Origin of the sequence: Streptomyces sp. CG 926, from assembly GCF_003148825.1 — a bacterium.
Classification (GTDB): domain Bacteria; phylum Actinomycetota; class Actinomycetes; order Streptomycetales; family Streptomycetaceae; genus Streptomyces.
Genome location: NZ_QGGZ01000011.1, coordinates 80,112 through 105,402 on the forward strand (window position 1 = coordinate 80,112; position 25,291 = coordinate 105,402).

Sequence of the window (25,291 nt, forward strand, 5' to 3'; positions counted from 1 at the left end):
GATCGCGGAACGGTCCGACCGCCCCGTCCTGCATACTCGACGGGTGAGTACGATTCCCGAGATCCGCACCCTGCCCGTTCCCGATGGCCTCGAAGGCGAGCGCGTCGACGCCGCCATCGCCCGTATGTTCGGTTTCTCCCGGACGAAGGCGGCCGATCTCGCGGCCGCGGGGAAGGTGTCGGTCGACGGCAGTGTCGTCGGGAAGTCCGAGCGTGTGCACGGTGGCGCCTGGCTCGAAGTCGAGATGCCCGAGCCGGCCCGGCCGGTCGAGCTCGTCGCCGAGCCCGTCCCGGGCATGGAGATCATCCACGACGACGACGACATCGTCGTCATCATGAAGCCGGTGGGCGTCGCCGCCCACCCGAGCCCCGGCTGGACCGGCACCACCGTCATCGGTGGCCTCGCCGCGGCCGGCTACCGCATCTCCACCTCCGGCGCCTCCGAACGCCAGGGCATCGTGCACCGCCTCGACGTCGGCACGTCCGGCCTGATGGCCGTCGCGAAGTCCGAGCGCGCCTACACCTCGCTGAAGAACCAGTTCCGCGAGCGGATCGTGGACAAGCGCTACCACGCGCTGGTGCAGGGCCACCCGGACCCGATGAGCGGCACGATCGACGCGCCGATCGGCCGCCACCCCAGCGCGGACTACAAGTGGGCCGTGATCCAGGACGGCAAGGCGTCCGTCACCCACTACGACCTGATCGAGGCCTTCCGCGCCGCCTCGCTGCTGGACATCAAGCTGGAGACCGGGCGTACGCACCAGATCCGCGTCCACATGTCCGCGCACCGGCACCCCTGCGTCGGCGACCTGACCTACGGCGCCGACCCGACCGTCGCCAAGCGGCTCGGCCTCACCCGGCAGTGGCTGCACGCGGTGCGCCTCGGCTTCGAGCACCCGGCGGACGGGCAGTGGGTCGAGTTCGAGAGCACCTACCCGGCGGACCTGCAGCACGCGCTGGACGTGATCCGGGCGGAGAGCGAGTGACCTCGCCGGTCGCGGGCACGGTCGAGGTCCGGGTCGCCGTCTCGGAGGAGGACCTGACGTCCTGCTTCGCGGTGCGGTCCGAGGTCTTCGTGGTCGAGCAGTCGGTACCGGAGTCGATCGAGTACGACGCGTACGACGCGGACGCGGTGCACGTCCTGGCCGTGGACGCGGACGGCGTGCCGCTGGGCACGGGCCGGCTGCTGTACGGACCGGCGGCCCTCGGCAAGACGGGCGACCTGACGGTCGGCTCGCTGGGCCGGCTGGCCGTGGCCAAGGCCGCGCGCGGGCTGGGTGTGGGTGTGGCGCTGGTCCGCGCGATCGAGGCGGAGGCCGCCCGCCGGGGGCTGACCGCGGTCGACCTGGGCGCGCAGACGCATGCGCTGGGCTTCTACGAGCGGCTCGGCTACGTGGCCTACGGCCCGGAATTCCAGGACGCGGGCATCCCCCACCGGGCCATGCGCCGCCCCCTGCCGTAGCCGAGGCGACGGTGCGTGCAGCCACTGCCGGGGCGCCGCTCCGGACCCCGCGCCTCAATCGCCGGCGAGGCTGAAGAGAGCGTCGGCCGGGCCATTCATAGCCCCGCCGGCGTTTGAGGCGCGGGCGCGGAGCGCCCTAGGGGTTCGGGGCGCAGCCCCGACACGGCCCCCACCCGCACGAGCCGAGCGCAGCGGACTGGCAGGGTGGGGGAGTGGATCAGCTTGCTCTGCTGTTCGTGCTCCTCCTCGGGGCGGTGGTCACGGTGCCGCTCGGGGACCGGCTCAAACTGCCCGCGCCCGTCCTGATGACCGTCGGCGGGGTGATCCTCGCCCTGGTGCCGGCCGTGCCGAACGTCGAGATCCCGCCCGAGTTCATCCTGCCGCTGGTGCTGCCGCCCCTGCTGTACGCCTCCGTGCAGCGCACGTCCTGGCGGCAGTTCGCCGCCAACGTCCGGCCCATCCTGCTGCTGGCCGTGGCCCTGGTGTTCGTCACCACCGCCGCGGTGGCGGCCGTGGCCAACGCCGTCGTTCCCGGGCTGCCGATCGCCGCAGCCCTCGCCCTCGGCGCGCTCGTCGCCCCGCCGGACCCGGTGGCCGCCACCGCCGTCGCGGGATCGCTCGGGCTGCCCCGCCGCATGGTGTCGATCCTGGAGGGCGAAGGGCTCTTCAACGACGTGACGGCGATCGTGCTCTACCACGTGGCCGTCGCCGCCGTCGTGAGCGGCAGCTTCTCCTGGCCGGACGCCCTCGGGGAGTTCGTGCTCTCGGCCGTGGTGGCCGTGGCGGTCGGGCTCGCGCTCGGCTGGGTCACCAACCGGCTCATGGGGCGGCTCGGCGACGCCACCCTGCAGATCGGGCTGACCCTGTTGGTGCCGTTCGTCGCGTACGTGGTGGCCGAGGAGCTCCAGGGGTCGGGGGTGCTGGCCGTGCTGACGACGGCCCTGTTCCTCGCCGAGTACGCGAGCGACGCCGACGACGTGCTGGGGCGCCTCGCCGGGCACACCTTCTGGGAAGTCGTCGACATGCTGGTCACCGGCGTGGCCTTCGGGCTGATCGGGCTGGAGCTGCACAACGTGTTCGGCACGGCCGAGGACCGGGTGTGGGAGATGGCCGGGTGGGCGGCGATCGTGGTCGCGGTGGTCGTCGGTGTACGGCTGGTGTGGCTGCTGCCGGCCGGCTGGCTCGCCCAGAGGCTGCACCAGCGGCGCGACTACGACGAGGAGATCCCGCTGAGCTGGCGGGAGAGCGTGGTCATGTGGTGGGCGGGGATGCGCGGGGTGGCCTCGGTGGCCCTGGCCCTGGCCATTCCGCTCAAGACGGACGCCGGCGATCCCTTTCCCGGGCGGGACCAGATCATCTTCATCGCGTTCGCGGTGATCATGACGACCCTGGTGTGTCAGGGGCTGACCCTGCCGTGGCTGGTGCGACGGCTGGGGGTGGAGGCCGACACGGACGCAGACCGGGACGCGGAACGGCGGCTGGCGATCCGCGCCGCCAAGGCCGCGAAGCAGCGCCTGAAGGAGATCGAGGCGGTGGAGGACCTGCCGGAGGACCTGGTCGAGCAGTTGTACCGGCGCGCGTACGACGTGGGGGCCAGGATCAGCCCCGACATGGTGGACGAGGAACGGCGTGAGGCGTACGCGAAGCGGGTGGAGCGGCTCCACGACATCCAGCGGATCCAACGCGAGATGATGTCGGCCGCCCGCCACGAGGTCCTGGCCGCCCGCAGCGAATCCGGCTCCGACCCGGAGATCGTGGACCGGGTCCTACGACACCTCGACGTACGCAGCCTGCGGGCCCCTTGAGGCGGTGCGGCCCGGGCCGGTCACCTCGGCGTCCCCGGCGCCGACCCGTCTCCCGCCGCCGGGCCGGACTCCGCGGCCGGGGCCGTGGCGATGCGGGGGAGGGCGTGCGGGTGTTCGGCCACCAGCCAGGTGATCATGCGCTCGCGGACCGCGCAGCGCAGGGTCCAGATGTCGTCCGCGTCCTTCGCCGTGACCACCGCGCGGATCTGGATCGTGTGCGGTGTGGTGTCCGTCACGGCCAGCCCGCCGCCGCGGCCGTCCCACTCCGGGAGTTCCGCCAGGATGTGCCGGAGCCGCTCCCGCATCAGGTCGACCGGGGCGCCGTGGTCCAGGTGCCAGAAGACCGTGCCGGTCATCTGCGCGCCGCCGCGCGACCAGTTCTCGTAGGGCTTGCCGGTGAAGTAGGACACCGGCATCGTGATGCGCCGTTCGTCCCAGGTGCGGACCGTCAGGAAGGTCAGGGTGATCTCCTCGACCCGGCCCCACTCCTTGTCCACCACCACGGTGTCCCCGATGCGGACGGTGTCGCCGAAGGCGATCTGCAGGCCGGCGAAGAGGTTGCTCAGCGAGGCCTGGGCTGCGATGCCCGCCACGATGCCGAGGACGCCCGCGGAGGCCAGCAGCGAGGCGCCGAGCGCGCGCATCGGCGGGAACGTCAGCAGCATCGCCGCCGCCGCGACCACGACCACCACCGCCGTGACCACCCGATGGATCAGCGTGACCTGGGTGCGGACCCGGCGTACCCGGGCCTCGTCCTCGGTCACCGCCGCGTAGCGCGCGTACGTGGAGTCGACGGCGGCCGTCGCGATGCGTACCGCGAGCCAGGCCGCCGAGGCGATCAGCACCAGGGTCAGGAACCGGCCGACGCCGAAGGCGTGGTCGGGCAGGATCCCGGCGCGTCGGTAGGAGGCCCGGAGCAGCGAGGCGCACAGGACGACCTGGAAGGGCAGCCGGCAGTGGCGCAGCAAGCCCCACAGGGGGGTCTCGGTGTGCCGGGCGTCGGCCCGGCGCAGCAGCAGGTCCAGCAGCCAACCCGCGATCAGGGTGGCGACCAGGGCGCCGCCGACGACCGTGACGGGGCGCAGGACGTTCTCCATCTCCATGGGAACGAACGTAGTGCGTGGCGGCCGGCACGATGGAGGCATGAACATCATGCTTTTCCATTCGACGTACGGGCTGCGGCCCGCGGTGCACGCGGCGGCCGACCGGCTGCGCGCGGCCGGGCACCAGGTCCAGGTGCCGGATCTCTTCGAGGGACGCACCTTCGGGACCGTCGAGGAGGGCATGGCCCACCGGGACGAGATCGGCCGTGACGAACTGCTGAAGCGCGCGGTGCTGGCCTCCGCCCCCCACTCGGACCAGGGACTGGTCTACGCGGGCTTCTCCTTCGGCGGTTCCGTCGCCCAGCACCTGGCGATGGCCGACGAGAAGGCGCGCGGGCTGCTGCTCCTGCACGGGACGGCGGACCTGGAGGACGGCGCCTCGGTGGACGAGCTGCCCGTCCAGCTGCACATCGCGGACCCGGACCCCTTCGAGCCGCACGACTGGCTGACGGCCTGGTACCTGCGGATGCAGCGCGCGGGGGCCGACGTCGAGGTCCACAGCTACCCCGGTGCCGGGCACCTGTTCACCGACCCGGATTTGGACGACTACGACGCCGAGGCCGCCGAGCAGCTCTGGAAGGTCGCCGTCGGCTTCCTCGACAGTCTGTAGGCGCGCGAACGACGAGGGCCCGGCCCGGCGGATGCCGGACCGGGCCTTCGTCGTCGGTGCGTCAGCCCGCGCGGTAGGCGGTCCAGCTGCTCGACATGCGAGCCACCTGGCCGGCGGTGAACTGGTACATGCAGGAGTCGTACGTGTAGTCCATGAAGTTGCGGATCGGGTCCACGCCCGGCTTGCTCGCGCAGCTGTCGCGCCCGGTCGGGCACTCGTACGCGGCGCTCTTCTCGGCCGGGGTGTCGGAGACGTAGTCGCCGTTGCCGTTACAGCCGCCCTGGAAGGTGTGGTAGAGCCCCAACCAGTGGCCGACCTCGTGGGTGGCGGTGTCACCCTCGTTGTAGTTGGCCGAGGAGCCGCCCGGCAGCGAGCTGTCGAGCACGACCACGCCGTCCATCTTGGGGCTGGAGGCGTACGAGGTCGGGAAGGTCGCCCAGCCCAGCAGGCCGCCGGAGAGCTTGGCGGTGTAGAGGTTGAGCGCGCCCGGGCCGCCCTTGCGCAGGGTGTTCTTCATGTCCTTCTCGGCCTGCGAGCCGGAAGCCAGGTTGTACCAGGTGCCGTTGTCCGTGTAGTCGGTGGCCGCCAAGGTGAACTGGAAGTTCGTGTTGACGTTGCCGGTGCCCTGGCCGCCGTAGGCCGCGTTCAGGACCGCGAGCTGCTTGCCGACGTCCGTGGCCGTCAGCTTGCCGGTGGTGCCGGAGTGCACGACGTGGACGTACACGGGGATGTTCACGACGGCCTCGGCGGCCGTCAGGCTGCGCTGCGGCTGGTTCTTGAGTGCCTTGTCCAGCTTCGCCTTGAGGTCTGCGTCCATCGACTTCGCCTGCGCGTCGCTGATCGCGTTGGGCTCGTCCGCGTGCTCGTCGTGGGCGCGGGCGACGCGGGCGTTCGCGGCGCCGGAGGAGGCGGGCTGGTCGGCGCAGACCTCGGCGGGGGACTTGGCGGCGGCCGCGAGCGTGGTGGGGGCGGCGAGCGGCGTGAATGCCAAGGTTCCGGCCAGGACCGCCGTGCCCATCAGGCGGCGGCAGAGAAGGGGGGATATGCGGGCAACTGCGCGCACGTGTGCTCCTCGCGTGGGGGGTTGTGGGGGGTGGTGGCCTGAAGGATCTTCTTCAGCTGGCGCGAAGCTTATGTGTGCATGACATATTCAGGTCAAGTGCCTTACGTAAAAGATTTGTTGCCTCTGATGCACATGGGGCGCCTGGTATGTACCAGGCGCCCCATGTGGCCGGAAAATCGACGGTCGATCAGCGGACGGGCTGATGCACCCGCTCCACCTTCTGGGTCCCGTTCAGCGTCCGGTACGACCGGCTCCACGCGGAGGTGGCACCCTGCTGCCGCTTGTCGGACACCACGAAGTAGTCCATCTGCGAGCGCTCCGCCGTCACGTCCAGCACCCCGTAGCCGTGCGCGTCCATGTCGAGCCACTTCACGTGCCAGTTGGCGGCCTTGATGGCCGACTCGGCCACCAGTGAGAGGGTGTCCGGCAGGACGTGCAGCATGTCGTCGAGGTTGTCGGAGGTCACCGAGGTGACCACGAACTCGGTCGCCGCCGTCCCCGAGCCCGGGTAGGTGGCCATGTTCATCGGGACCTCGTTCGCCCACGCCATGTGGATGTCGCCGGTCAGGAACACGGTGTTCTTGATGCCCCGGTCCTTCAGGTGGCCGAGCAGTTCCTTGCGGTCGTCCGTGTACCCGTCCCACTGGTCCACGTTGATCGCGAGGCCGCCCTCGGGCAGGCCGAGCAGCTTGGCCAGCGGCTTCAGCAGGTGCGCGGGCAGCGAGCCGAAGGCCACCGGGGAGATCATCACCGAGGTGCCGACCAGCTTCCAGGTCGCCTCCGACCCGGCGAGGCCCGACTTGAGCCAGTCCAGCTGGGCGCGCCCGGTGATGGTGCGCTCCGGGTCGTCCACCGAGCCGCTGCCGACCTTGGTCTGCTGCGAGCGGAAGGAGCGCAGGTCCAGCAGGTGCAGGTCGGCGAGGGTGCCGAAGCGCAGCCGCCGGTAGACGGTGCCCGCGATGGAGGCGCGTACGGGCATCCACTCGAAGTAGGCCTGCTTGGCGGCGGCCGCGCGGGCCGCCCACTCGCCCTCGGCGCCCGGCGTGTGGTTCTCGGCGCCGCCGGCCCAGGCGTCGTTGGCGAACTCGTGGTCGTCCCAGATGGCGATGATCGGGTGCGCGTGGTGCAGGGCCTGCAGGTCGGCGTCCGTCTTGTACTTGCCGTGGCGGGTGCGGTAGTCGGCGAGCGAGACGATCTCGTGCTTCGGCTCGTGCGGGCGGACGACGTACTTCGCCTCCGGGTATCCCCCGGACTGGTACTCGTAGATGTAGTCGCCCAGGTGCAGGATCGCGTGCAGGTCCGTGCGGGCCGCCAGGTGGCGGTAGGCGGAGAAGTAGCCGGACTCCCAGTTGGCGCAGGAGACCACGCCGAAGCGGACCCCGTCGGTCGTCGCCTCGTGGGCCGGGGTGGTCAGGGTGCGCCCGACGGGGGAGACGGTGGCGCCGGCGGTGAACCGGTACCAGTACGGCGTCTGCGGCTGGAGCCCGCGCACGTCCACCTTGACCGTGTGGTCGGTGGCGGCGCTCGCGGTGACGGTGCCGGAGCCGACGATGCGGGAGAAGCCCTTGTCGGCCGCCACCTCCCAGTTCACCTGGGTGGCCGAGCCGAGCCCGGAGCCGGGTACGGCCTCGGGGGTCGGGGTGACGCGGGTCCACAACAGGACCCCGTCGGGCAGCGGGTCGCCCGAGGCGACGCCGTGGAGGAAGGCGGGCGCGATGCCCGCCGCGTGGGCGGCCGAGGCGCCCAACGAGGTGAGGGGAGCCAGCGCGGCCGTGGCCGCTGCGGCCAGAACGACCGTGCGGCGGCGGGGAGTTGCCGCGGACTGGGAAGAGGCGAGATGACTGGTCACGGGCGATCATATTACCGACGGGTACACCCCCCGGGCCAGGTGCGGGAATGCAAAGGGCGGGCGAACTCTGGGAGTTCGCCCGCCCTTGGAAGCGGCCGGTCCGGACGGTGATTTCCGGTTTTCCGGATTTATGAATGACCGGTTTTCCGCATTACGTCAGGATCAGCCCTGCAGGGCCTTGTCGATCGCCGCCGTGTACTGCTCCGCCGTCTGCGGAGTGTCGATCTTCTTGCCGTCCATCTTCAGGGCCGGCGTGCCCTTCACCCCGGACTTGTCGAAGACCTTCGACATCTCCAGCGCCCACCGGTCGTACGTACCGTCCTCGACGGCCTTCTTGAACTCGGCGTTGCCCTTGAGCGCCGGGACCGTGTCCGCGACCTTCAGCAGGTAGTCGTCCTTGGCGAAGCTGTCGACGGTCTCCTCGGGGTGCAGGTCCTTGGAGTACAGCGCGGCCTTGTAGTCGAGGAAGGCCTGCGGGCTGACGTTCAGCGCCGCGCCCAGGGCGCTCAGCGCGTTCTTCGAGCCCTCGCCCTTGACCGCGTTGTCGATGAAGGTGGCGCCGATGTACTGGAGCTTGTACTTGCCCGCGTCCACGTCCTTGTGGATCTGCTCACCGGAGGCCTGCTCGAAGGCGGCGCAGGCCGGGCAGCGGGAGTCCTCGTACAGCTCCAGCGTCTTCTTCGCGTCGGGCTTGCCGATGACGACCGTGGTGCCGTTCTCGCCCTCGGCGTTCTTCGGCTTGACCAGCTCGGCCGTGGCGGCCTTCTCCCACTGGCCGGGCTGGTTCATCTGGACGACCCCGTACGCGATGGCGCCGATCACGCCGAGCGCGACCAGCACCCCGCCCGCCACGATCACCTGGCGGCGCACCTTGTCCTTCTTGGCCTGGGCCTCGCGCTCGGCGCGCAGACGCTCGCGGGCCGCTGCCTTGTTCGCGTGGCTGTTGCGTGAACTCATCATGATCTCCGTGGGGTGTGACGTGTGGAAGGGACTGCCGTACGTGCGTCAGGCGCGGGCGAGCGCGCCGAGCACGGGGGGTCCCCGCCGTCCCACGGAGTGTGCCGGGAAGCGGGTACGGGCCCCGGCGGCCGAGCGGGCCGACCGCGGCAGCACCCGCGCCGGCCGGTGGGCCACCACGCCCGAAGCCGCGGCCAGCAGCAGCGGCCGGAACGCGAAGGCCGCCACCGCCCGCAGCAGCCGGCCCAGCGCCCGCTCGCCGTGGCGCAGCCAGGCGGCGGCCAGCAGCCCGACCGAGACATGGGTGCCGAGCAGCGCCCAGGGCGTGTACGGCCCGGGCGAGGCCAGCAGCGCGGCCGCGTCGACCGGCCCGGTCACCTCGGCCAGCGGCCCGCCCACCGGCGCCCCGCCGCACAGGGCGTCCAGGCCCATGGCGCGCAGCGGGCCCGCGACGGGCCCGCCGGCCGCGCCGTAGCAGAGGTGCTGCCCGGTGGTGAAGACGGTGTCGGCGGCCAGCTCCAGCGGTACCAGCAGCCCGGCGATGGGACCGAAGCCGCGTTCCCGGCCGGCCAGCGCGTAGGCGATCGCGAACACACCCACGAAGGCCCCGGCCACCAGGGTGGGCGGCAGCGGGACCCGGGACATCAGGACGTGCGAGCCGGACGAGAGCAGTACCACGAGCGCGCTGAACAGCGCGGCCCGCAGCCCCCTGAGTCCCGTCCCGGAAATGTCCATCCTCGCGAGTGTGCCATGCGTTCCTGTGGAACAGCGGCTCAGGGAGTGAGACGCCCGTTACGGAAGAGGTCCACGAAGATCTGGTGGTCGGCGCGCGCCCGGGCCCCGTACGCGTGGGCGAAGTCCACGAGCAGCTCCGCGAAGCCCTCCTCGTCGGCCGCGATCGCCGCGTCGATGGCCCGCTCGGTGGAGAACGGCACCAGCGTCTGCCCGCTCTCGTCCGCGTCGGCCGCCCCGTGCATGGTCGCCGTCGCCCGGCCCAGGTCCGCGACGACGGCCGCGATCTCCTGCGGGTCGTCCAGGTCCGACCAGTCCAGGTCCACCGCGTACGGGGAGACCTCCGCCACCAGCTGTCCGGCCCCGTCGAGCTCCGTCCAGCCCAGCCACGGGTCGGCGTGCGCCTGCAGGGCGCGCTGGGAGATGACCGTCCGGTGACCCTCGTGCCGGAAGTACTCCCGCACCGCCCGGTCCGTGATGTGCCGGGAGGCCGCCGGGGTCTGCGCCTGCTTGAGGTAGATCACGACGTCGTTCTCCAGGGCGTCGCTGTGCCCCTCCAGCAGGATGTTGTAGGAGGGCAGGCCCGCCGAGCCGATGCCGACGCCCCGGCGCCCCACCACGTCCTTGACCCGGTAGGAGTCCGGCCGCACCAGCGACTCGTCGGGGAGGGTCTCCAGATACCCGTCGAAGGCGGCCAGCACCTTGTAGCGGGTGGCGGCGTCCAGCTCGATGGAGCCCCCGTCGGCCGTGAAGCGGCGCTCGTAGTCCCGTATCTCCGTCATGGAGTCCAGGAGGGAGAAACGGGTGCGGGAACGGGCCGAGCGCAGCGCGGCCAGCAGCGGGCCCTCGGCGGTGTCCAGCGTGAAGGAGGGCACCTCCTCGTTCTTCGCCCCCGCGGCCAGCATGTGGATCCGCTCCCGATAGGCGCCGGCGTAGATCCGCACCAGCTCGCTTATCTGGTCGTCGCTGAGCGCCTTGGTGTAGCCGATCAGCGCGACGGAGGCGGCGAACCGCTTCAGGTCCCAGGTGAAGGGGCCGACGTACGCCTCGTCGAAGTCGTTGACGTTGAAGATCAGCCGACCGTTGGAGTCCATGTACGTGCCGAAGTTCTCGGCGTGCAGGTCTCCGTGGATCCACACCCGGCCCGTCCGCTCGTCCAGGTACGGGCCGCCGTGCCGGTCCCGCTCCAGGTCGGAGTAGAAGAGGCAGGCGGTACCCCGGTAGAAGGCGAAGGCCGAAGCCGCCATCTTGCGGAATTTGACCTGGAAGGCAGCGGGGTCGGCGGCGAGCAGCTCACCGAACGCGGTGTCGAACACGTCGAGGATCTGCTCGGCGCGCTGCTCGTCGGTCGTCTCGGGGACCGCCATGGCGGGTTCCTCCTGGTGCACGGGCTGTTTCAGGTTCCGACCGACTGGACGTCGGATCGGCCCTCCTGGTTCTGCAACGCCCGACCGTACCGGTCAGTGCCCGCGATCTGTCAGCCGGCCGACGTAGGATTCGAAGCTGCCCCCTCACCCCCCGCCGCCGGAGGACCCGCGCCGTGACAAAGCCGCCGTTCACGCACCTGCACGTCCACACCCAGTACTCGCTGCTGGACGGTGCCGCGCGGCTGAAGGACATGTTCAACGCGTGCAACGAGATGGGCATGACGCACATCGCCATGTCCGACCACGGCAACCTGCACGGCGCCTACGACTTCTTCCACACCGCGCAGAAGGCCGGCATCACGCCGATCATCGGCATCGAGGCGTACGTCGCCCCCGAGTCCCGGCGCAACAAGCGGCGCATCCAGTGGGGCCAGCCGCACCAGAAGCGCGACGACGTCTCCGGTTCCGGTGGTTACACCCACAAGACCATCTGGGCGTCGAACGCCACCGGCCTGCACAACATCTTCCGGCTGTCCTCCGACGCGTACGCCGAGGGCTGGCTCACGAAGTGGCCGCGGATGGACAAGGAGACCATCTCCAAGTGGTCCGAGGGCCTGATCGCCTCCACCGGCTGCCCGTCCGGCGAGGTGCAGACCAGGCTGCGCCTCGGCCAGTTCGACGAGGCCGTGCAGGCCGCCTCCGACTACAAGGACATCTTCGGCGAGGGGCGCTACTTCCTGGAGCTGATGGACCACGGCATCGAGATCGAGCGCCGGGTCCGCGACGGGCTGCTGGAGATCGGCAAGAAGCTCGGGATCCCGCCGCTGGTGACGAACGACTCGCACTACACGTACGCGAGCGAGGCCACCGCCCACGACGCGCTGCTGTGCATCCAGACCGGTAAGAACCTCTCGGACCCGGACCGCTTCCGCTTCGACGGCACCGGCTACTACCTGAAGTCGACCGACGAGATGTACGCGATCGACTCCTCGGACGCCTGGCAGGAGGGCTGCGCCAACACCCGGCTGGTCGCGGACCAGGTCGACACCGAGGGCATGTTCAAGTTCCGGAACCTGATGCCGAAGTTCGACATCCCGGACGGCCACACCGAGGTCAGCTGGTTCCGCGAGGAGACCATGCGCGGCATGCACCGCCGCTACCCCGGAGGCATCCCGGAGGACCGGATGCAGCAGGCCGAGTACGAGATGGACACGATCATCTCGATGGGCTTCCCCGGCTACTTCCTCGTCGTCGCCGACTTCATCATGTGGGCCAAGAACCAGGGCATCGCCGTGGGCCCGGGCCGAGGCTCCGCGGCCGGTTCGATCGTCGCGTACGCCATGGGCATCACCGACCTCGACCCGCTCACCCACGGCCTGATCTTCGAGCGCTTCCTGAACCCCGAGCGCGTCTCCATGCCCGACGTCGACATCGACTTCGACGAGCGTCGGCGCGTCGAGGTGATCCGGTACGTGACCGACAAGTACGGCGCCGACAAGGTCGCCATGATCGGCACGTACGGCACCATCAAGGCCAAGAACGCGATCAAGGACTCGGCCCGCGTGCTGGGCTACCCGTACGCGATGGGCGACCGCCTCACCAAGGCCATGCCCGCCGACGTCCTCGGCAAGGGCATCCCGCTCTCCGGCATTCTCGACCCGCAGCACCCCCGCTACGGCGAGGCCGGCGAGATCCGCGGGATGTACGAGAACGAGCCGGACGTGAAGAAGGTCATCGACACCGCCCGCGGTGTGGAGGGCCTGGTCCGCCAGATGGGCGTGCACGCCGCCGGCGTGATCATGTCCAGCGAGACCATCACCGACCACGTACCCGTCTGGGTGCGGCACACCGACGGCGTCACCATCACCCAGTGGGACTACCCGAGCTGCGAGTCGCTCGGCCTGCTGAAGATGGACTTCCTCGGCCTGCGCAACCTCACGATCATGGACGACGCCGTCAAGATGGTGAAGGCCAACAAGGGGATCGACATCGATCTCCTGGGCCTCCCGCTCGACGACCCCAAGACCTTCGAACTCCTCGGCCGAGGCGACACCCTCGGCGTCTTCCAGTTCGACGGCGGCCCCATGCGCTCCCTGCTGCGCCTGATGAAGCCCGACAACTTCGAGGACATCTCCGCCGTCTCGGCCCTGTACCGGCCGGGCCCGATGGGCATGAACTCGCACACGAACTACGCCCTGCGCAAGAACAAGCAGCAGGAGATCACCCCGATCCACCCCGAGCTGGAGGGGCCGCTCGAAGAGGTGCTCGCGGTCACCTACGGCCTGATCGTCTACCAGGAGCAGGTCCAGAAGGCCGCCCAGATCATCGCCGGGTACTCGCTCGGCGAGGCCGACATCCTGCGCCGCGTGATGGGCAAGAAGAAGCCCGAGGAGCTGGCGAAGAACTTCGTCATCTTCGAGGAGGGCGCCCGGGGCAAGGGCTTCAGCGACGCGGCGATCAAGGCCCTGTGGGACGTCCTGGTCCCCTTCGCCGGCTACGCCTTCAACAAGGCCCACTCGGCCGCGTACGGCCTGGTCTCCTACTGGACCGCCTACCTCAAGGCGAACTTCCCGGCCGAGTACATGGCCGGCCTGCTCACCTCGGTCAAGGACGACAAGGACAAGTCCGCGATCTACCTGAACGAGTGCCGCCGCATGGGCATCAAGGTGCTCCCGCCGAACGTGAACGAGTCCGAGCCGAACTTCGCGGCCCAGGGCGACGACGTGATCCTCTTCGGCCTCACCGCGGTGCGCAACGTCGGCACCAACGTCGTCGAGTCGATCATCCGGACGAGGAAGGCCAAGGGGAAGTTCTCCTCCTTCCCCGACTTCCTGGACAAGGTCGAGGCCGTCGTCTGCAACAAGCGCACCGTCGAATCGCTGATCAAGGCCGGGGCCTACGACGAGATGGGCCACACCCGCAAGGGGCTGGTCGCGCACCACGAGCCGATGATCGACAACGTGGTCGCGGTCAAGCGCAAGGAGGCCGAGGGACAGTTCGACCTCTTCGGCGGAATGGGTGACGAGAACGCGAGCGACGAGCCCGGCTTCGGTCTCGACGTGGAGTTCTCCGACGTCGAGTGGGAGAAGTCCTACCTGCTCGCCCAGGAGCGCGAGATGCTCGGCCTCTACGTCTCCGACCACCCGCTCTTCGGCCTGGAGCACGTGCTCTCCGACAAGACGGACGCCGGTATCTCCCAGCTGACCGGCGGCGAGCACTCCGACGGCGCCGTCGTCACCATCGGCGGCATCATCTCGGGCCTCCAGCGCAAGATGACCAAGCAGGGCAACGCCTGGGCCATCGCCACCGTCGAGGACCTGGCCGGCTCCATCGAGTGCATGTTCTTCCCCGCGACCTACCAGCTCGTCTCCACCCAGCTGGTCGAGGACACCGTGGTCTTCGTCAAGGGCCGCCTCGACAAGCGCGAGGACGTCCCCCGCCTGGTCGCCATGGAGATGATGGTCCCCGACCTCTCCTCGGCCGGCACCAACGCCCCGGTGGTCCTCACCATCCCCACCGTCAAGGTCACGCCGCCGATGGTGACCCGTCTGGGCGAGATCCTGCGCCACCACCAGGGCAACAGCGAGGTCCGCATCAAGCTCCAGGGGCCGCGGACCACCACCGTGCTCCGCCTCGACAAGCACCGGGTCAAGCCCGACCCGGCGCTCTTCGGCGACCTCAAGGTGCTGCTCGGACCGTCCTGCCTGGCCGGATAGCGCACCCGTAGGACCCACGCGGAAGGGCCCGCCCGGAGTGTCGGGCGGGCCCTTCCGCATTCGAGTACGGCCGTCAGTTGTGGCCGAACTTCTTCTCCTTGCGCTTGTGCGCCATGTCCATCGGGCTCGGAGCCGAGGAAGGCATCGACTCGGTCTCCGACGTGCCCTTGGTCGGATCCTGTCCCGACCGGGGCTGCTGCTTGGCGGGCTGCTTCTGGTTCTTGTTCTTGGCCATGGTGGAACCTCCGTGAGGGTCTAGGGGCCAGGACCGCCTTCACACTCACACAACGCCAGAAACCGCGCATTTTGGATCATTACTGCGCGTAGCCGATGGCTCCCGCCCCGCCCACAGTGAGATCCGCCACGCCGATGATCGAGTTCCGGCCTTCAACACCCTTGGGGTCGGGCAGACTCGGGGAACCGCCGCAAAGCACAGAGGACCCCCAGGGAAGAGGGTGGAACGCGTGGACCGCTGCGTCGTCCTGGTGGACGCCGGCTACCTGCTGGGTGCCGCCGCCAGCCTTCTCGCCGGGGAGCCCTCCCGTTCCCGGATCACCATCGACCATGCCGCCCTCATCCAAGGCCTGCGCGAGCGGGCCGAGGCCGACACCGAGCAGCCCCTGCTGCGCATCTACTGGTTCGACGGAGCGCCCGACCGGGTACCCCAGCCCGAGCACCGGCGGCTGCGCGTCATGCCCCGCGTCACCGTCCGCCTCGGCGCCCTGACCCGAAGCGACGGCCGCTGGGCGCAGAAGGGCGTCGACGCCGCCATGCACGCCGAGCTCACCGAGCTCGCCCGCAACCGGGCCTGCTCCGACGTCGTACTCGTCACCGGCGACGGGGACCTGCTGCCCGGCCTGATGTCCGCCAAGGAACACGGGGTCGCCGTCCACCTGTGGGCCGTCCAGGCCGCCGACGGGGACTACAACCAGTCCGAGGACCTCGTCGCCGAGGCCGACGAACGCCGCGTCCTGGACCGGGCCTGGATCACCCGGGCCGTCCGCGCCAAGGACCTCACCGGACTGTGCTCCCCGCCGCCCGCCCCGCGCCCCGACATCGCCGCCATCCTCTCGGCCCCGCTGCCCGAGGCCGCGCTCGCCGAGGCCGCCCGCAACGGAGCCGCCGCCACCGGGCAGGAGGACCGCGACGGGGTCCCCGTACCGGCGCCCGCCACCCCCGGCGGCAAACCGGTACCCACACCCAAGGACCTCGCCGGCGCCCTGCGCGCCACCGGCCCGCAGAGCGGCCCGCAGACCGGGCCGAGCGGCGCCCACGCCCCCGCCAGCGCCCTGCGCTGGTCCTCCGACAAGGGCTGGATCGACCGGGCCGGACCGCTGGGCGAGCCCGCCGAGACCGCCTCGCTGCCCACCCTCGCCCAGCTCACCAGCGCCGAACAACGCTGGGCGGACCGCGAGGAGGACATCACCACCGTCGGCGGCGACCCGTTCGAGGTGGGACAGGTGTTCGCCCGACGCTGGATGGAACGGCTCCCGGAGACCGTGCACCTGCAGAAGCTGGCCACCATGTACCCGCGGATCCCGCACCGGATCGACGGCGAACTGCTGCGCTACGCCGCCCGGTTCGGGCTGCTCGCGCACAAGGACGACCAGATCGACGAGCACGACCGGTACGCCATCCGCGCCGGATTCTGGAGGGAGATCGACGTCCGCGCCGCCGCCGAACACGTGGCCGCCGTACCGACCTCCGCGCCCGGATCCACCCCCGGCGAGCTCGCCGCCCCGCTGACCCCGACGGCCGAGTAGGGCCGGGAACCCCGTAGGCTGCTCCCTCGTGAGTACGGGCACAGCACAGGCGGGGAACAGCACGGCGGCGGCCGCGGGAGCGGCGCCGGACGTCATCTGCGCGGTGCGTGACCTCGTCAAGACGTATCCCGCGGTACGCGGCCGGCGCGGAGCACCCGCCCTGCCCGAGACCCGCGCCAACGACGGGATCTCCCTCGACGTCCGGCGCGGCGAGATCTTCGGCCTGCTCGGCCCCAACGGCGCCGGCAAGTCCACCCTGGTCCGCCAGCTCACCGGCCTGATGCGGCCCGACTCCGGCTCCGTGACCCTGCTCGGCCACGACCTCGTACGCCACCCCGAGCGGGCCTCCCGGCTGCTCGCCTACCTGGGGCAGGAGTCCACCGCCCTGGACGAGCTCACGGTGGCGCTCGCCGTCGAGACCACCGGCCGGCTGCGCGGGCAGGGCGTCCGCGCCGCCCGGGCCGCGCGCGACGGCGTACTGGAGGAGCTCGGGCTGGCCCCGATCGCCGGCCGGCCCCTGAAGAAGCTCTCCGGCGGCCAGCGCCGCCTCGCCTGCTTCGCCACCGCACTGGTGGGGGAGCGGCCCGTACTGGTCCTCGACGAGCCCACCACCGGCATGGACCCGGTCGCCCGACGGGCCGTGTGGTCCGCCGTCGACCGGCGGCGCGCCCAGCACGGCGCCACGGTCCTGCTCGTCACCCACAACGTCATCGAGGCCGAGACCGTCCTGGACCGGGTCGCCGTCATCGACCAGGGCAAGGTCATCGCCTGCGACACGCCGTCCGGCCTGAAGGCCACCGTCTCGGGCGAGGTCCGACTGGAACTGGTGTGGCGCGAAGCCGCCCCGCTGGAGGTCCCGGAGGTCGCGCGGCTGCGCGACCGGGCCGTCGAGTCGGGACGCCGCTGGGTGCTCCGGCTGGCCCCGGACGAGGCGAGGGCGGCGGTGGCCTCGGTCACCGGCAGCCCGGCCTTCGCCGCGCTCGACGACTTCACCCTGGCGACCCCCAGCCTGGAAGACGTGTACCTGGCCCTCGGTGGCAAGACGAAAGGGCTGGTGAAGTCGTGAGCGACCGCTCGACGGGAGCCGTCCGGGCCGTGCTCGTGCCCGACGCCGCCTCCGCACCCGCTCCGGGGGCCGCGCCGGCCGACGCCACCACGGGCCGCGCGCCGACGGCACCGCAGCCCGCGCCACTGGCACCCGGCGCGCGGTTCTTCCCCTCTCTGGCCGCCGTCTACCGGGCCCAGCTGTCCCGGGCCCGCGTGGCCCGGATCCCGCTGCTGTTCGTCGCCACCTTCCAGTCCGTCGGGATCATGATCCTGATGCGGGGCGTGGTCGACGGAGGCTCCGAGGCCCGCGCCGTCGTCGCCGGCTCCTCGGTGCTCGTCGTCGCCTTCGTCGCCCTGAACCTGCTCGCCCAGTACTTCGGGCAGCTGCGGGCCGGCGGCGGGCTCGACCACTACGCCACCCTGCCCGTACCGCCCGCGTCGGTGGTCCTGGGCGCGGCCGCCGCGTACGCCTCCTTCACGCTGCCGGGGACCTTGGTCACCGCGGTCTTCGGATGCCTGTTGTTCGGGCTGCCGATGAGCGGGCTGTGGATCCTGGCCGCGGTGGTACCGCTGGCCGGGGCCGCGCTGGCCGGCCTCGGCGCGGCACTGGGACTGCTGGCACCGCGGCAGGAGCTGGCCACCCTCGCGGGGCAGCTCGGCATGTCTGCGGCGCTGCTGCTCGGGGTGCTGCCGCCGGAGCGGATGCCGGACGTGATCGTGTGGGCCCGGGACCTGCTGCCGTCCACGTACGGGGTCGAGGCGTTCGCGCGGACCTTCGAGGCGTCGCCGGACTGGGCCGCCGTCGTCTTCGACCTGGGCGTGTGCGGGGCCGTCGGGGTCCTCTCGCTGTCCGTCGCGACCTGGGCGTACCGCCGGGCGGCCGTCCGCTGACACGGTCCGCCGACGCCGCTGCCGGGCACACCTGGCACGATGTGGGGGTGACCGAAGCCGTGACCCCGCAGTCCCCCCTCGACCCGCCGCCGCTCCAGCCCGAGAAGCCGGGAGCCGCCGCCCGGGCGATCACCCCGGAGGACATCCGGGACGGGGCCCTCGTCGCCCTGCTCGTCGGGGCGGCCGGACTGCTCCTCGGCCTGCTGTGGGTGTGGCTGGCCCCCCGGGTGCAGTACGTCTCCAACGGGGAGGCGGTGTTCCTGCGCAGCCCCGAGAGCGAGGCACGCATCGCCTCCGACGGCACCTTCTTCCTGCTGGCGCTCGGGCTGGGCGTGCTCAGCGCCGTCGCCACCTTCCTGTGGCGGCGGGCCGGCGGCGTGCCGCTGGTGATCGGGCTCGCGGTCGGGTCCGTCTTCGGGGCGCTGGTGGGGTGGCGGTTCGGGCTGTGGCTGGGGCCGTCGTCGGACCTGGTCGCCGCCGCGAAGAAGGCGGGCGAGGGGGTTTCCTTCGACGCGCCGCTGGAGCTGCTCGCGCACGGGGCGCTGCTGGCGTGGCCGATGACCGCCGTGCTGGTGCACCTGGGGATGACCGCGCTGTGGACACCGCGGGATCCGGATCCCGTGCCGGTGGCCGGCTGGTCGGGCTACTACCAGGCGCCGCCGTCCGCCGACGCGGCCCCCGCGACCCCGGAACCTCCCCGAGCCTGACCGCGCGGGGCGCTGCCCGGCACAGCCGGGTTCCCCGGGGCTCCGCCCCGCCCCCGCGCCTCGAACGCCCGGCGGGGCTGGATCTGCAGCGCTCGGGCCGGATACGGCTAGGCGCGGGCGATCGGGGCCAGGGTGGCTGCCGTGAGGGTGGTCAGGTCCGACGGGGAGAGTTCGATCTCCAGGCCGCGGCGGCCCGCCGAGCAGCAGATCGTGGGGTGCGCCGCCGCCGAGGTGTCGATCACCGTACGGAGGCGCTTGCGCTGACCGAGCGGGGAGATGCCGCCGCGGACGTAGCCCGTGGTGCGCTCCGCCAGGGCCGGGTCGGCCATCGCCGCCCGCTTGCCGCCGACCGCCGTCGCCAAGGCCTTGAGGTCCAGCGACCCCGAGACCGGGACCACCGCCACCGTCAGCACCCCGTCCACGTCCGCGACCAGTGTCTTGAACACCTGGGCGGGCGAGACGCCGAGCGCCTGCGCCGCCTCCTCCCCGTACGAGGGATGGGCCGGGTCGTGCTCGTACGCGTGCGTGGTGAACGCGACGCCCGCCGCCGTCAGGGCGACGATCGCCGGGGTACCTGCCGCCTGCTTGGACTTCTTCGCCATCGGTATGCGCTCAGTTCGGGCTCGTCGGGGCACGGGTCAGCTCCACCGCCGGCAAGGACGGGAGATGACGGATCACCGCGGTCTCCGTGCGCAGCAGCTTCAGCTCCTCCGCCAGCCGCGTCGCGGTGTCCGGGGCCTGGAGCAGGCGCTGCTTCGCCGGGATGTCCAGCACGGCCGCCGCTGCCACCAGGTAGGAGACCACCGAGGGCTCGTCGGGGAGCTCCGCGCCCGTCAGGGACCGTTCCCGGGCCCCGGCCAGCCGCTTCTGGTAGTTGCGGAACGCCCGCAGCACCCCCTCCGCCAGCACGCCCGCGCCGTCGCCCGCGTCCTCCGGGAGCTCTTCCAGCTCCGCGGTCAGGAACGGGCCCGAGGCGTCGACCGAGAGCAGGCGGACCCGCGTCGTACCGGTCGCCAGGACCTCGAAGCTGCCGTCCTCCCGTTCCCGGATCGTCGCCGCGTCGGCGATGCAGCCCACCCGGTGGAAGGCCTGGATCGGGTCGGAGCCGAAGCCCGCGGCCGGGCCCCGCTCGGGCAGGGCCGTCTGGTCCGGCAGGCCGGGCGCGGTCGGCGCGACCTCCCGGCCGTCGCGGATCGCGACGACCGCGAAACGGCGCGGCTCGTCCTCGCCCGTCTTCAGCAGCTCGCGCATCATGGCGCGATAACGCGCCTCGAAGATGTTCAGCGGGAGGACGAGTCCCGGGAACAGCACCGAGTTCAGCGGGAAGAGGGGCAGGCGAACGGTGGTCACCTGCCACAGGGTAATCGCCCGGGACCCTTAGGGTGTCCGGCGTTTGAGGGGCGGACAGCGGCACGTGCGTGAACCACCGGACGACCCCCGCCGTCGTCGTCCCGGCCGTCATCCTCCCGCCATCCGCGCGTCATCCCCGCCGCAGCAGCCGCGAGGCCCCCGCGGCCACCGTCGTGGCCAGGATCCAGCCCATGACGACCAGGCCCGCCGCGCCCCACTGCCAGCCCCCCTCCAGCTTCCACTGTCCCTGCTGACCGAGGTCTATCACCGGAAGCAGCAGGTCCAGCGCGTACAGGGCGGCGCTCCACTGCGGGTGCTCGTCCGCCTTGATCGCGGGCGGGTCCAGCTGGGAGAACATCAGCGCCCCCGCCGCCCACAACACCGCCATCCACAGCGCGGCCCGGCCCGGCCGGTAGCCGTAGACCACCGTCCAGTCCTGGAGGTACCCCCACGCCTTCGGGGCCGCCGGCAGCGTGGCCCGGCGCCGCCGCTGCTTGGCCAGCAGCACCTCACGGGCGTCCTGGTCCTCGCCGCTGGCCCGCAGGACCGCGGCGAGTCGCTCGTACGGCTCCGGCGAGTACTCGGGAGTGGCCGCCGCCACCCACTCCAGGCGGCGCGAGAGCGGGAAGTGACCCCGGGGCGCGAGGTTCTCGTAGACGAACCCCTCGATGGACAACCCGCCCGGGCCCGGCCAGCTCGTGGAGGTGTCGACGAGCTTGACCACCTTGGCCCCGGACACCACCACCCGCCCGTACTCCGGCCGCTCGCCGACGAAACGGAACTCGGGGGTCTGGATCCGGCGCAGGGATATCTCCTGCTCGTCGGTGAGCGTGAACCGGGCGCCGTAGAAGTCGATGGCGTCCCCGAACCGGCCGTCGTCCAGCCGCAGCCCGCCCACGCACTCGAAGTACCGGGCCCGCCGGCCCCGTACCGGCGTCGGTCCCAGCCCGTACGGGGGAGTGGAGGTGCCCCCGTACGCCGCGTAGTCCAGCGCGATGGAGGTCAGGTACAGGGTCCGCTCGACCGTCAGCTGCGGGGCGTTCAGCGCGAACCGCCCGGACGGATTGCGCAGGTGGGCCCCGCGCAGGTTCATCGACACGCCGACCTTGGCTCCGCGCAGGCTCATCTCCCCGTGCGTCTCCAGCAGCTCGCCCTGTAAGTCCTGCGCGACGGACAGCCCGTCGGCGGCGATCGCCCGCCCCTTGTTGTCCCGCTGCACCACGGCCTGGCTGACCAGCAGGTCGGTGCCGATCTGCGCGTCGGTCAGCCGGATCCCGCGCGCCACCCGGCAGCGCGGCAGGTGCAGATCGCCCTCGGTGTGCAGCCGGGCGGCCTCCAGCCGCGGTATCGCGCAGTTCACCAGCCGCAGCGTGCCGAAACGGGCCTCGGACAACTGGATCTCGCTGTCGAAGCGGCAGGACTGGAGCTCCACGTACGGGGCCACCGTGCCCCCGGACAGCTCCAGCCGCCCGCTGATCCGCACCCCGCGCAGCTTGAGCGAGGCCACCCGGCCCGGCACCGGCGGCGGTCCGTGCAGCAGCAGCCGGGCGACCACCCGGGCGCGGACGCTGCGCTCGGGGCCCCAGACGTGCTCGGCGTGCGGATCGTCCCGGTCGGCGGCGCGGGCGCTGAGATCGCAGATGCTGCCCGTGCGGTACGCGTCCCACATACGGCGTTCGGCAGAGGTGAGATCCGCCGGTTCCTCGTCGGTGCGCGCCTCGGTCACGGCGGCCCCCCTCCGCTGTCATCTACGTGTAGGGGAACGCTATCGGGCCCCTGTGACATCCGGGGCCTGTATCAGCCAGTGATACGGGCGGACGGTGGCGTGAAGCGGTCTGAGAGAATTGTGAGGTGATCTCTCGTATCGACCTGCGCGGTGACGCCCTCCCCGAGGGTGGCGCCCTGCGCGATCTGCTGCCCCGTGCCGAGTTCGACGTAGAAGCTGCCCTGGAGAAGGTGCGGCCCATCTGCGAGGACGTCCATCATCGTGGCACGGCGGCGCTGATCGAGTACGCGCGGAAGTTCGACGGTGTCGAGCTCTCGCAGGTCCGAGTGCCCGCGCAGGCCCTCAAGGCCGCCCTGGAGCAGCTGGACCCGGCCGTCCGCGCCGCCCTGGAGGAGTCGATCCGGCGCGCCCGGATCGTGCACCGCAATCAGCGCCGCACCGAGCACACCACCCAGGTGGTCCCCGGCGGCACCGTGACCGAGAAGTGGGTTCCGGTGGAGCGCGTGGGGCTGTACGCCCCGGGCGGCCGCTCGGTGTACCCCTCCTCCGTCGTCATGAACGTCGTACCGGCCCAGGAGGCGGGCGTCGAGTCGATCGCGCTGGCGTCCCCGCCGCAGAAGGAGTTCGACGGACTCCCGCACCCCACCATCCTCGCCGCGTGCGCGCTCCTCGGCGTGGACGAGGTGTACGCGGCCGGCGGTGCGCAGGCCGTGGCGATGTTCGCGTACGGGACCGAGGACTGCCCGCCCGCCAACATGGTGACCGGCCCCGGCAACATCTGGGTCGCCGCCGCCAAGCGCTACTTCACCGGGAAGATCGGCATCGACACCGAGGCCGGCCCGACCGAGATCGCCGTCCTCGCCGACTCCACGGCCGACCCGGTGCACGTCGCCGCCGACCTGATCAGCCAGGCCGAGCACGACCCGCTGGCCGCCGCCGTCCTCGTCACGGACTCCGCGGAGCTCGCGGACGCCGTCGAGAAGGAGCTAGAGCCGCAGGTCGCCGCGACCAAGCACGTCGAGGACCGGATCAAGCCCGCGCTCGCCGGCAAGCAGTCCGCGATCGTGCTGGTCGACAGCCTGGAGGACGGCCTCAAGGTCGTCGACGCGTACGGCGCCGAGCACCTGGAGATCCAGACCGCCGACGCCGCCGCCTGGGCCGCCCGCGTACGCAACGCCGGCGCGATCTTCGTCGGCCCGTGGGCCCCGGTCTCGCTCGGCGACTACTGCGCCGGCTCGAACCACGTCCTGCCCACCGGCGGCTGCGCCTGCCACTCCTCCGGCCTGTCCGTGCAGTCCTTCCTGCGCGGCATCCACATCGTCGACTACACGCGCGACGCCCTCGCCGAGGTCACCCACCACGTGGTGACGCTCGCCGAGGCCGAGGACCTGCCCGCGCACGGCGCCGCCCTGAAGGCGCGCTTCGGATGGAAGGTGCCCACCCAGTGAGCTTCGGCATCGACGACCTGCCCATCCGGGACGAGCTGCGCGGAAAGAGCCCCTACGGCGCCCCGCAGCTCGACGTGCCCGTCCAGCTGAACACCAACGAGAACCCGTACGAGCTGCCCGCCGAACTCGTCGCGCGCATCGCCGAGCGCGTCGCCGAGGCGGCCCGCACCCTCAACCGCTACCCCGACCGGGACGCGGTCGAGCTGCGCACCCAGCTGGCCGCCTACCTCACCCGTACGGCCAAGCACCCGGTCGCACGGGAGAACGTCTGGGCCGCCAACGGCTCCAACGAGGTCATCCAGCAGCTGCTGCAGACCTTCGGCGGACCCGGCCGCACCGCCCTCGGTTTCGAGCCCTCCTACTCGATGCACGCGCTGATCTCCCGCGGCACCGGCACCGGATGGATCTCCGGCCCGCGCCGCGAGGACTTCACGATCGACGTGGAGGCGGCGGAGCGGGCGATCACCAAGCACGCCCCCGACGTCGTCTTCATCACCTCGCCCAACAACCCCACGGGCACCGCGGTCGAGGCCGAGACGGTCCTCGCCCTCTACGAGGCCGCGCAGGCGACCAAGCCGTCCCTGGTGATCGTGGACGAGGCGTACGTGGAGTTCAGCCACCGGGACTCGCTGCTGCCCCTCATCGAGGGCCGCCCCAACATGGTGGTCTCCCGGACCATGTCCAAGGCCTTCGGCGCGGCCGGTCTGCGCCTGGGCTACCTGGCGGCGCACCCCGCCGTCGTCGACGCCGTCCAGCTGGTGCGCCTGCCGTACCACCTGTCGGCCGTCACCCAGGCCACCGCACTGGCCGCCCTGGAACACACCGACACCCTGCTCGGCTACGTCGAGCAGCTCAAGGCCGAGCGTGACCGCCTGGTCGTGGAACTGCGGGCCATCGGCTTCGAGGTCACCGATTCCGACGCGAACTTCATCCAGTTCGGGAAGTTCGAGGACTCGCACACCGCCTGGCAGAAGATCCTCGACCAGGGCGTCCTGGTCCGGGACAACGGCGTACCGGGATGGCTGCGGGTCACCGCCGGCACCCCGACGGAGAACGACGCGTTCCTGGAAGCGGTTCGCGCACTGAAGAAGGAGCAGCACGCATGAGCCGCATCGGACGGGTCGAACGGACCACCAAGGAGACCTCGGTCGTCGTCGAGATAAACCTCGACGGCACCGGCCAGGTCGACGTCTCGACGGGCGTGGGCTTCTACGACCACATGCTCGACCAGCTCGGCCGCCACGGCCTCTTCGACCTCACCGTCAAGACCGAGGGCGACCTGCACATCGACAGCCACCACACCATCGAGGACAGCGCGCTGGCGCTCGGCGCCGCCTTCAAGCAGGCCCTCGGCGACAAGGTCGGCATCTACCGCTTCGGCAACTGCACCGTGCCGCTCGACGAGTCCCTCGCCCAGGTGACCGTCGACCTGTCCGGCCGCCCCTACCTCGTGCACACCGAGCCCGAGAACATGGCGCCGATGATCGGCACCTACGACACGACGATGACCCGGCACATCTTCGAGTCCTTCGTCGCGCAGGCCCAGATCGCCCTGCACATCCACGTCCCGTACGGCCGCAACGCCCACCACATCGTGGAGTGCCAGTTCAAGGCCCTCGCCCGGGCCCTGCGCTACGCCGCCGAGTTCGACCCGCGCGCGGCCGGCATCCTGCCCTCCACGAAGGGCGCCCTCTAG

22 protein-coding genes are annotated in these 25,291 nt (G+C 71.5%); 12 read left to right on the forward strand and 10 right to left on the reverse strand.

Annotated features, from left to right (window positions below; genetic code table 11):
• Positions 1 to 43 precede the first annotated feature (43 nt).
• From BCL76_RS27420 to BCL76_RS27430, 3 genes are all read left to right on the forward strand, one after another.
• Positions 44 to 985: an RluA family pseudouridine synthase gene (locus BCL76_RS27420; RefSeq protein ID WP_030773314.1), complete on the forward strand. Its 942-nt coding sequence runs from the start codon at positions 44 to 46 to the stop codon at positions 983 to 985.
• Positions 982 to 1,461: a GNAT family N-acetyltransferase gene (locus BCL76_RS27425; protein ID WP_109782076.1), complete on the forward strand. Its 480-nt coding sequence runs from the start codon at positions 982 to 984 to the stop codon at positions 1,459 to 1,461. The genes BCL76_RS27420 and BCL76_RS27425 overlap by 4 nt, the downstream gene beginning before the upstream one ends.
• A gap of 212 nt (positions 1,462 to 1,673) precedes the next feature.
• The gene (locus tag BCL76_RS27430; protein ID WP_109782077.1) at positions 1,674 to 3,266 is read left to right on the forward strand and encodes a Na+/H+ antiporter; all 1,593 of its coding nucleotides are present in this window, start codon (positions 1,674 to 1,676) and stop codon (positions 3,264 to 3,266) included.
• Positions 3,267 to 3,286: 20 nt separating this feature from the next.
• Here BCL76_RS27430 and BCL76_RS27435 read toward each other — a convergent pair whose 3' ends face one another.
• Positions 3,287 to 4,363 carry a mechanosensitive ion channel family protein gene (locus BCL76_RS27435; RefSeq protein ID WP_109782078.1) on the reverse strand — a complete coding sequence of 359 codons (1,077 nt, stop codon included), beginning with the start codon at positions 4,361 to 4,363 and terminating at the stop codon, positions 3,287 to 3,289.
• A 46-nt stretch (positions 4,364 to 4,409) separates the two neighbouring features.
• On the opposite strand from BCL76_RS27435, the gene BCL76_RS27440 reads away from it, so the two are divergent.
• A complete protein-coding gene (locus BCL76_RS27440; RefSeq protein WP_109782079.1) occupies positions 4,410 to 4,979 on the forward strand; it encodes a dienelactone hydrolase family protein in 570 nt (189 codons plus the stop codon).
• Positions 4,980 to 5,040: 61 nt separating this feature from the next.
• Here BCL76_RS27440 and BCL76_RS27445 read toward each other — a convergent pair whose 3' ends face one another.
• From BCL76_RS27445 to BCL76_RS27465, 5 genes are all read right to left on the reverse strand, one after another.
• Positions 5,041 to 5,997 carry a zinc metalloprotease gene (locus BCL76_RS27445; RefSeq protein WP_109782080.1) on the reverse strand — a complete coding sequence of 319 codons (957 nt, stop codon included), beginning with the start codon at positions 5,995 to 5,997 and terminating at the stop codon, positions 5,041 to 5,043.
• A 232-nt stretch (positions 5,998 to 6,229) separates the two neighbouring features.
• The gene (locus BCL76_RS27450; RefSeq protein WP_109782081.1) at positions 6,230 to 7,891 is read right to left on the reverse strand and encodes an alkaline phosphatase D family protein; all 1,662 of its coding nucleotides are present in this window, start codon (positions 7,889 to 7,891) and stop codon (positions 6,230 to 6,232) included.
• Positions 7,892 to 8,053: 162 nt separating this feature from the next.
• Positions 8,054 to 8,848 carry a DsbA family protein gene (locus BCL76_RS27455; protein WP_109782082.1) on the reverse strand — a complete coding sequence of 265 codons (795 nt, stop codon included), beginning with the start codon at positions 8,846 to 8,848 and terminating at the stop codon, positions 8,054 to 8,056.
• A gap of 48 nt (positions 8,849 to 8,896) precedes the next feature.
• Positions 8,897 to 9,583, reverse strand: coding sequence for a hypothetical protein (locus BCL76_RS27460; protein ID WP_109782083.1), 687 nt, complete (start codon positions 9,581 to 9,583; stop codon positions 8,897 to 8,899).
• A 38-nt stretch (positions 9,584 to 9,621) separates the two neighbouring features.
• A complete protein-coding gene (locus BCL76_RS27465) occupies positions 9,622 to 10,947 on the reverse strand; it encodes a DUF2252 domain-containing protein (RefSeq protein WP_109782084.1) in 1,326 nt (441 codons plus the stop codon).
• A gap of 173 nt (positions 10,948 to 11,120) precedes the next feature.
• Between BCL76_RS27465 and dnaE the strand changes: the two genes are divergently transcribed.
• Positions 11,121 to 14,663: a DNA polymerase III subunit alpha gene (dnaE, locus tag BCL76_RS27470; RefSeq protein WP_109782085.1), complete on the forward strand. Its 3,543-nt coding sequence runs from the start codon at positions 11,121 to 11,123 to the stop codon at positions 14,661 to 14,663.
• Positions 14,664 to 14,736: 73 nt separating this feature from the next.
• Here dnaE and BCL76_RS39160 read toward each other — a convergent pair whose 3' ends face one another.
• Complete coding sequence (locus tag BCL76_RS39160) at positions 14,737 to 14,898, reverse strand: hypothetical protein (protein ID WP_181382758.1); 162 nt, start codon at positions 14,896 to 14,898, stop codon at positions 14,737 to 14,739.
• A 220-nt stretch (positions 14,899 to 15,118) separates the two neighbouring features.
• Here BCL76_RS39160 and BCL76_RS27475 point away from each other — a divergent pair, with 220 nt between their 5' ends.
• The 4 genes from BCL76_RS27475 to BCL76_RS27490 are packed head-to-tail and all read left to right on the forward strand — an operon-like array spanning position 15,119 to position 19,071.
• Positions 15,119 to 16,426, forward strand: a complete 1,308-nt coding sequence (locus BCL76_RS27475) for an NYN domain-containing protein (protein ID WP_258309931.1) — start codon at positions 15,119 to 15,121, stop codon at positions 16,424 to 16,426.
• Positions 16,427 to 16,454: 28 nt separating this feature from the next.
• A complete protein-coding gene (locus BCL76_RS27480; protein WP_109782086.1) occupies positions 16,455 to 17,492 on the forward strand; it encodes an ABC transporter ATP-binding protein in 1,038 nt (345 codons plus the stop codon).
• A 29-nt stretch (positions 17,493 to 17,521) separates the two neighbouring features.
• Positions 17,522 to 18,364 (forward strand): ABC transporter permease, encoded by an 843-nt coding sequence (locus BCL76_RS27485; RefSeq protein WP_181382772.1) that lies wholly within the window; start codon positions 17,522 to 17,524, stop codon positions 18,362 to 18,364.
• Between the two features lie 47 nt (positions 18,365 to 18,411).
• Positions 18,412 to 19,071, forward strand: a complete 660-nt coding sequence (locus BCL76_RS27490; protein ID WP_258309933.1) for a hypothetical protein — start codon at positions 18,412 to 18,414, stop codon at positions 19,069 to 19,071.
• A gap of 107 nt (positions 19,072 to 19,178) precedes the next feature.
• On the opposite strand, the gene ybaK is transcribed toward BCL76_RS27490, so the two are convergent.
• From ybaK to BCL76_RS27505, 3 genes are all read right to left on the reverse strand, one after another.
• Positions 19,179 to 19,673 (reverse strand): Cys-tRNA(Pro) deacylase, encoded by a 495-nt coding sequence (gene ybaK, locus BCL76_RS27495; protein WP_109782087.1) that lies wholly within the window; start codon positions 19,671 to 19,673, stop codon positions 19,179 to 19,181.
• Positions 19,674 to 19,683: 10 nt separating this feature from the next.
• Positions 19,684 to 20,421 (reverse strand): LON peptidase substrate-binding domain-containing protein, encoded by a 738-nt coding sequence (locus tag BCL76_RS27500; RefSeq protein ID WP_109782088.1) that lies wholly within the window; start codon positions 20,419 to 20,421, stop codon positions 19,684 to 19,686.
• Positions 20,422 to 20,551: 130 nt separating this feature from the next.
• Positions 20,552 to 22,147: an oxidoreductase gene (locus tag BCL76_RS27505; protein WP_375137972.1), complete on the reverse strand. Its 1,596-nt coding sequence runs from the start codon at positions 22,145 to 22,147 to the stop codon at positions 20,552 to 20,554.
• A 125-nt stretch (positions 22,148 to 22,272) separates the two neighbouring features.
• On the opposite strand from BCL76_RS27505, the gene hisD reads away from it, so the two are divergent.
• From hisD to hisB, 3 genes are read left to right on the forward strand one after another with little or no spacing between them, the layout of a single operon-like run.
• Positions 22,273 to 23,595 carry a histidinol dehydrogenase gene (hisD, locus tag BCL76_RS27510; protein WP_109782089.1) on the forward strand — a complete coding sequence of 441 codons (1,323 nt, stop codon included), beginning with the start codon at positions 22,273 to 22,275 and terminating at the stop codon, positions 23,593 to 23,595.
• Positions 23,592 to 24,701 carry a histidinol-phosphate transaminase gene (locus BCL76_RS27515; RefSeq protein WP_109782090.1) on the forward strand — a complete coding sequence of 370 codons (1,110 nt, stop codon included), beginning with the start codon at positions 23,592 to 23,594 and terminating at the stop codon, positions 24,699 to 24,701. Before hisD ends, BCL76_RS27515 begins: the two co-directional genes overlap by 4 nt.
• Positions 24,698 to 25,291 (forward strand): imidazoleglycerol-phosphate dehydratase HisB, encoded by a 594-nt coding sequence (gene hisB, locus BCL76_RS27520; RefSeq protein ID WP_030009963.1) that lies wholly within the window; start codon positions 24,698 to 24,700, stop codon positions 25,289 to 25,291. The genes BCL76_RS27515 and hisB overlap by 4 nt, the downstream gene beginning before the upstream one ends.

Excerpts from the sequence above, each read along its gene's own strand:
- BCL76_RS27445 (WP_109782080.1), bottom strand. The coding sequence starts at position 5,997 with ATGGGCACGGCGGTCCTGGCCGGAACCTTGGCATTCACGCCGCTCGCC.
- BCL76_RS27435 (WP_109782078.1), bottom strand. The coding sequence starts at position 4,363 with ATGGAGAACGTCCTGCGCCCCGTCACGGTCGTCGGCGGCGCCCTGGTC.
- BCL76_RS39160 (WP_181382758.1), bottom strand. The coding sequence starts at position 14,898 with ATGGCCAAGAACAAGAACCAGAAGCAGCCCGCCAAGCAGCAGCCCCGG.
- ybaK (WP_109782087.1), bottom strand. The coding sequence starts at position 19,673 with ATGGCGAAGAAGTCCAAGCAGGCGGCAGGTACCCCGGCGATCGTCGCC.
- BCL76_RS27440 (WP_109782079.1), top strand. The coding sequence starts at position 4,410 with ATGAACATCATGCTTTTCCATTCGACGTACGGGCTGCGGCCCGCGGTG.
- BCL76_RS27465 (WP_109782084.1), bottom strand. The coding sequence starts at position 10,947 with ATGGCGGTCCCCGAGACGACCGACGAGCAGCGCGCCGAGCAGATCCTC.
- BCL76_RS27455 (WP_109782082.1), bottom strand. The coding sequence starts at position 8,848 with ATGAGTTCACGCAACAGCCACGCGAACAAGGCAGCGGCCCGCGAGCGT.
- BCL76_RS27460 (WP_109782083.1), bottom strand. The coding sequence starts at position 9,583 with ATGGACATTTCCGGGACGGGACTCAGGGGGCTGCGGGCCGCGCTGTTC.
- hisB (WP_030009963.1), top strand. The coding sequence starts at position 24,698 with ATGAGCCGCATCGGACGGGTCGAACGGACCACCAAGGAGACCTCGGTC.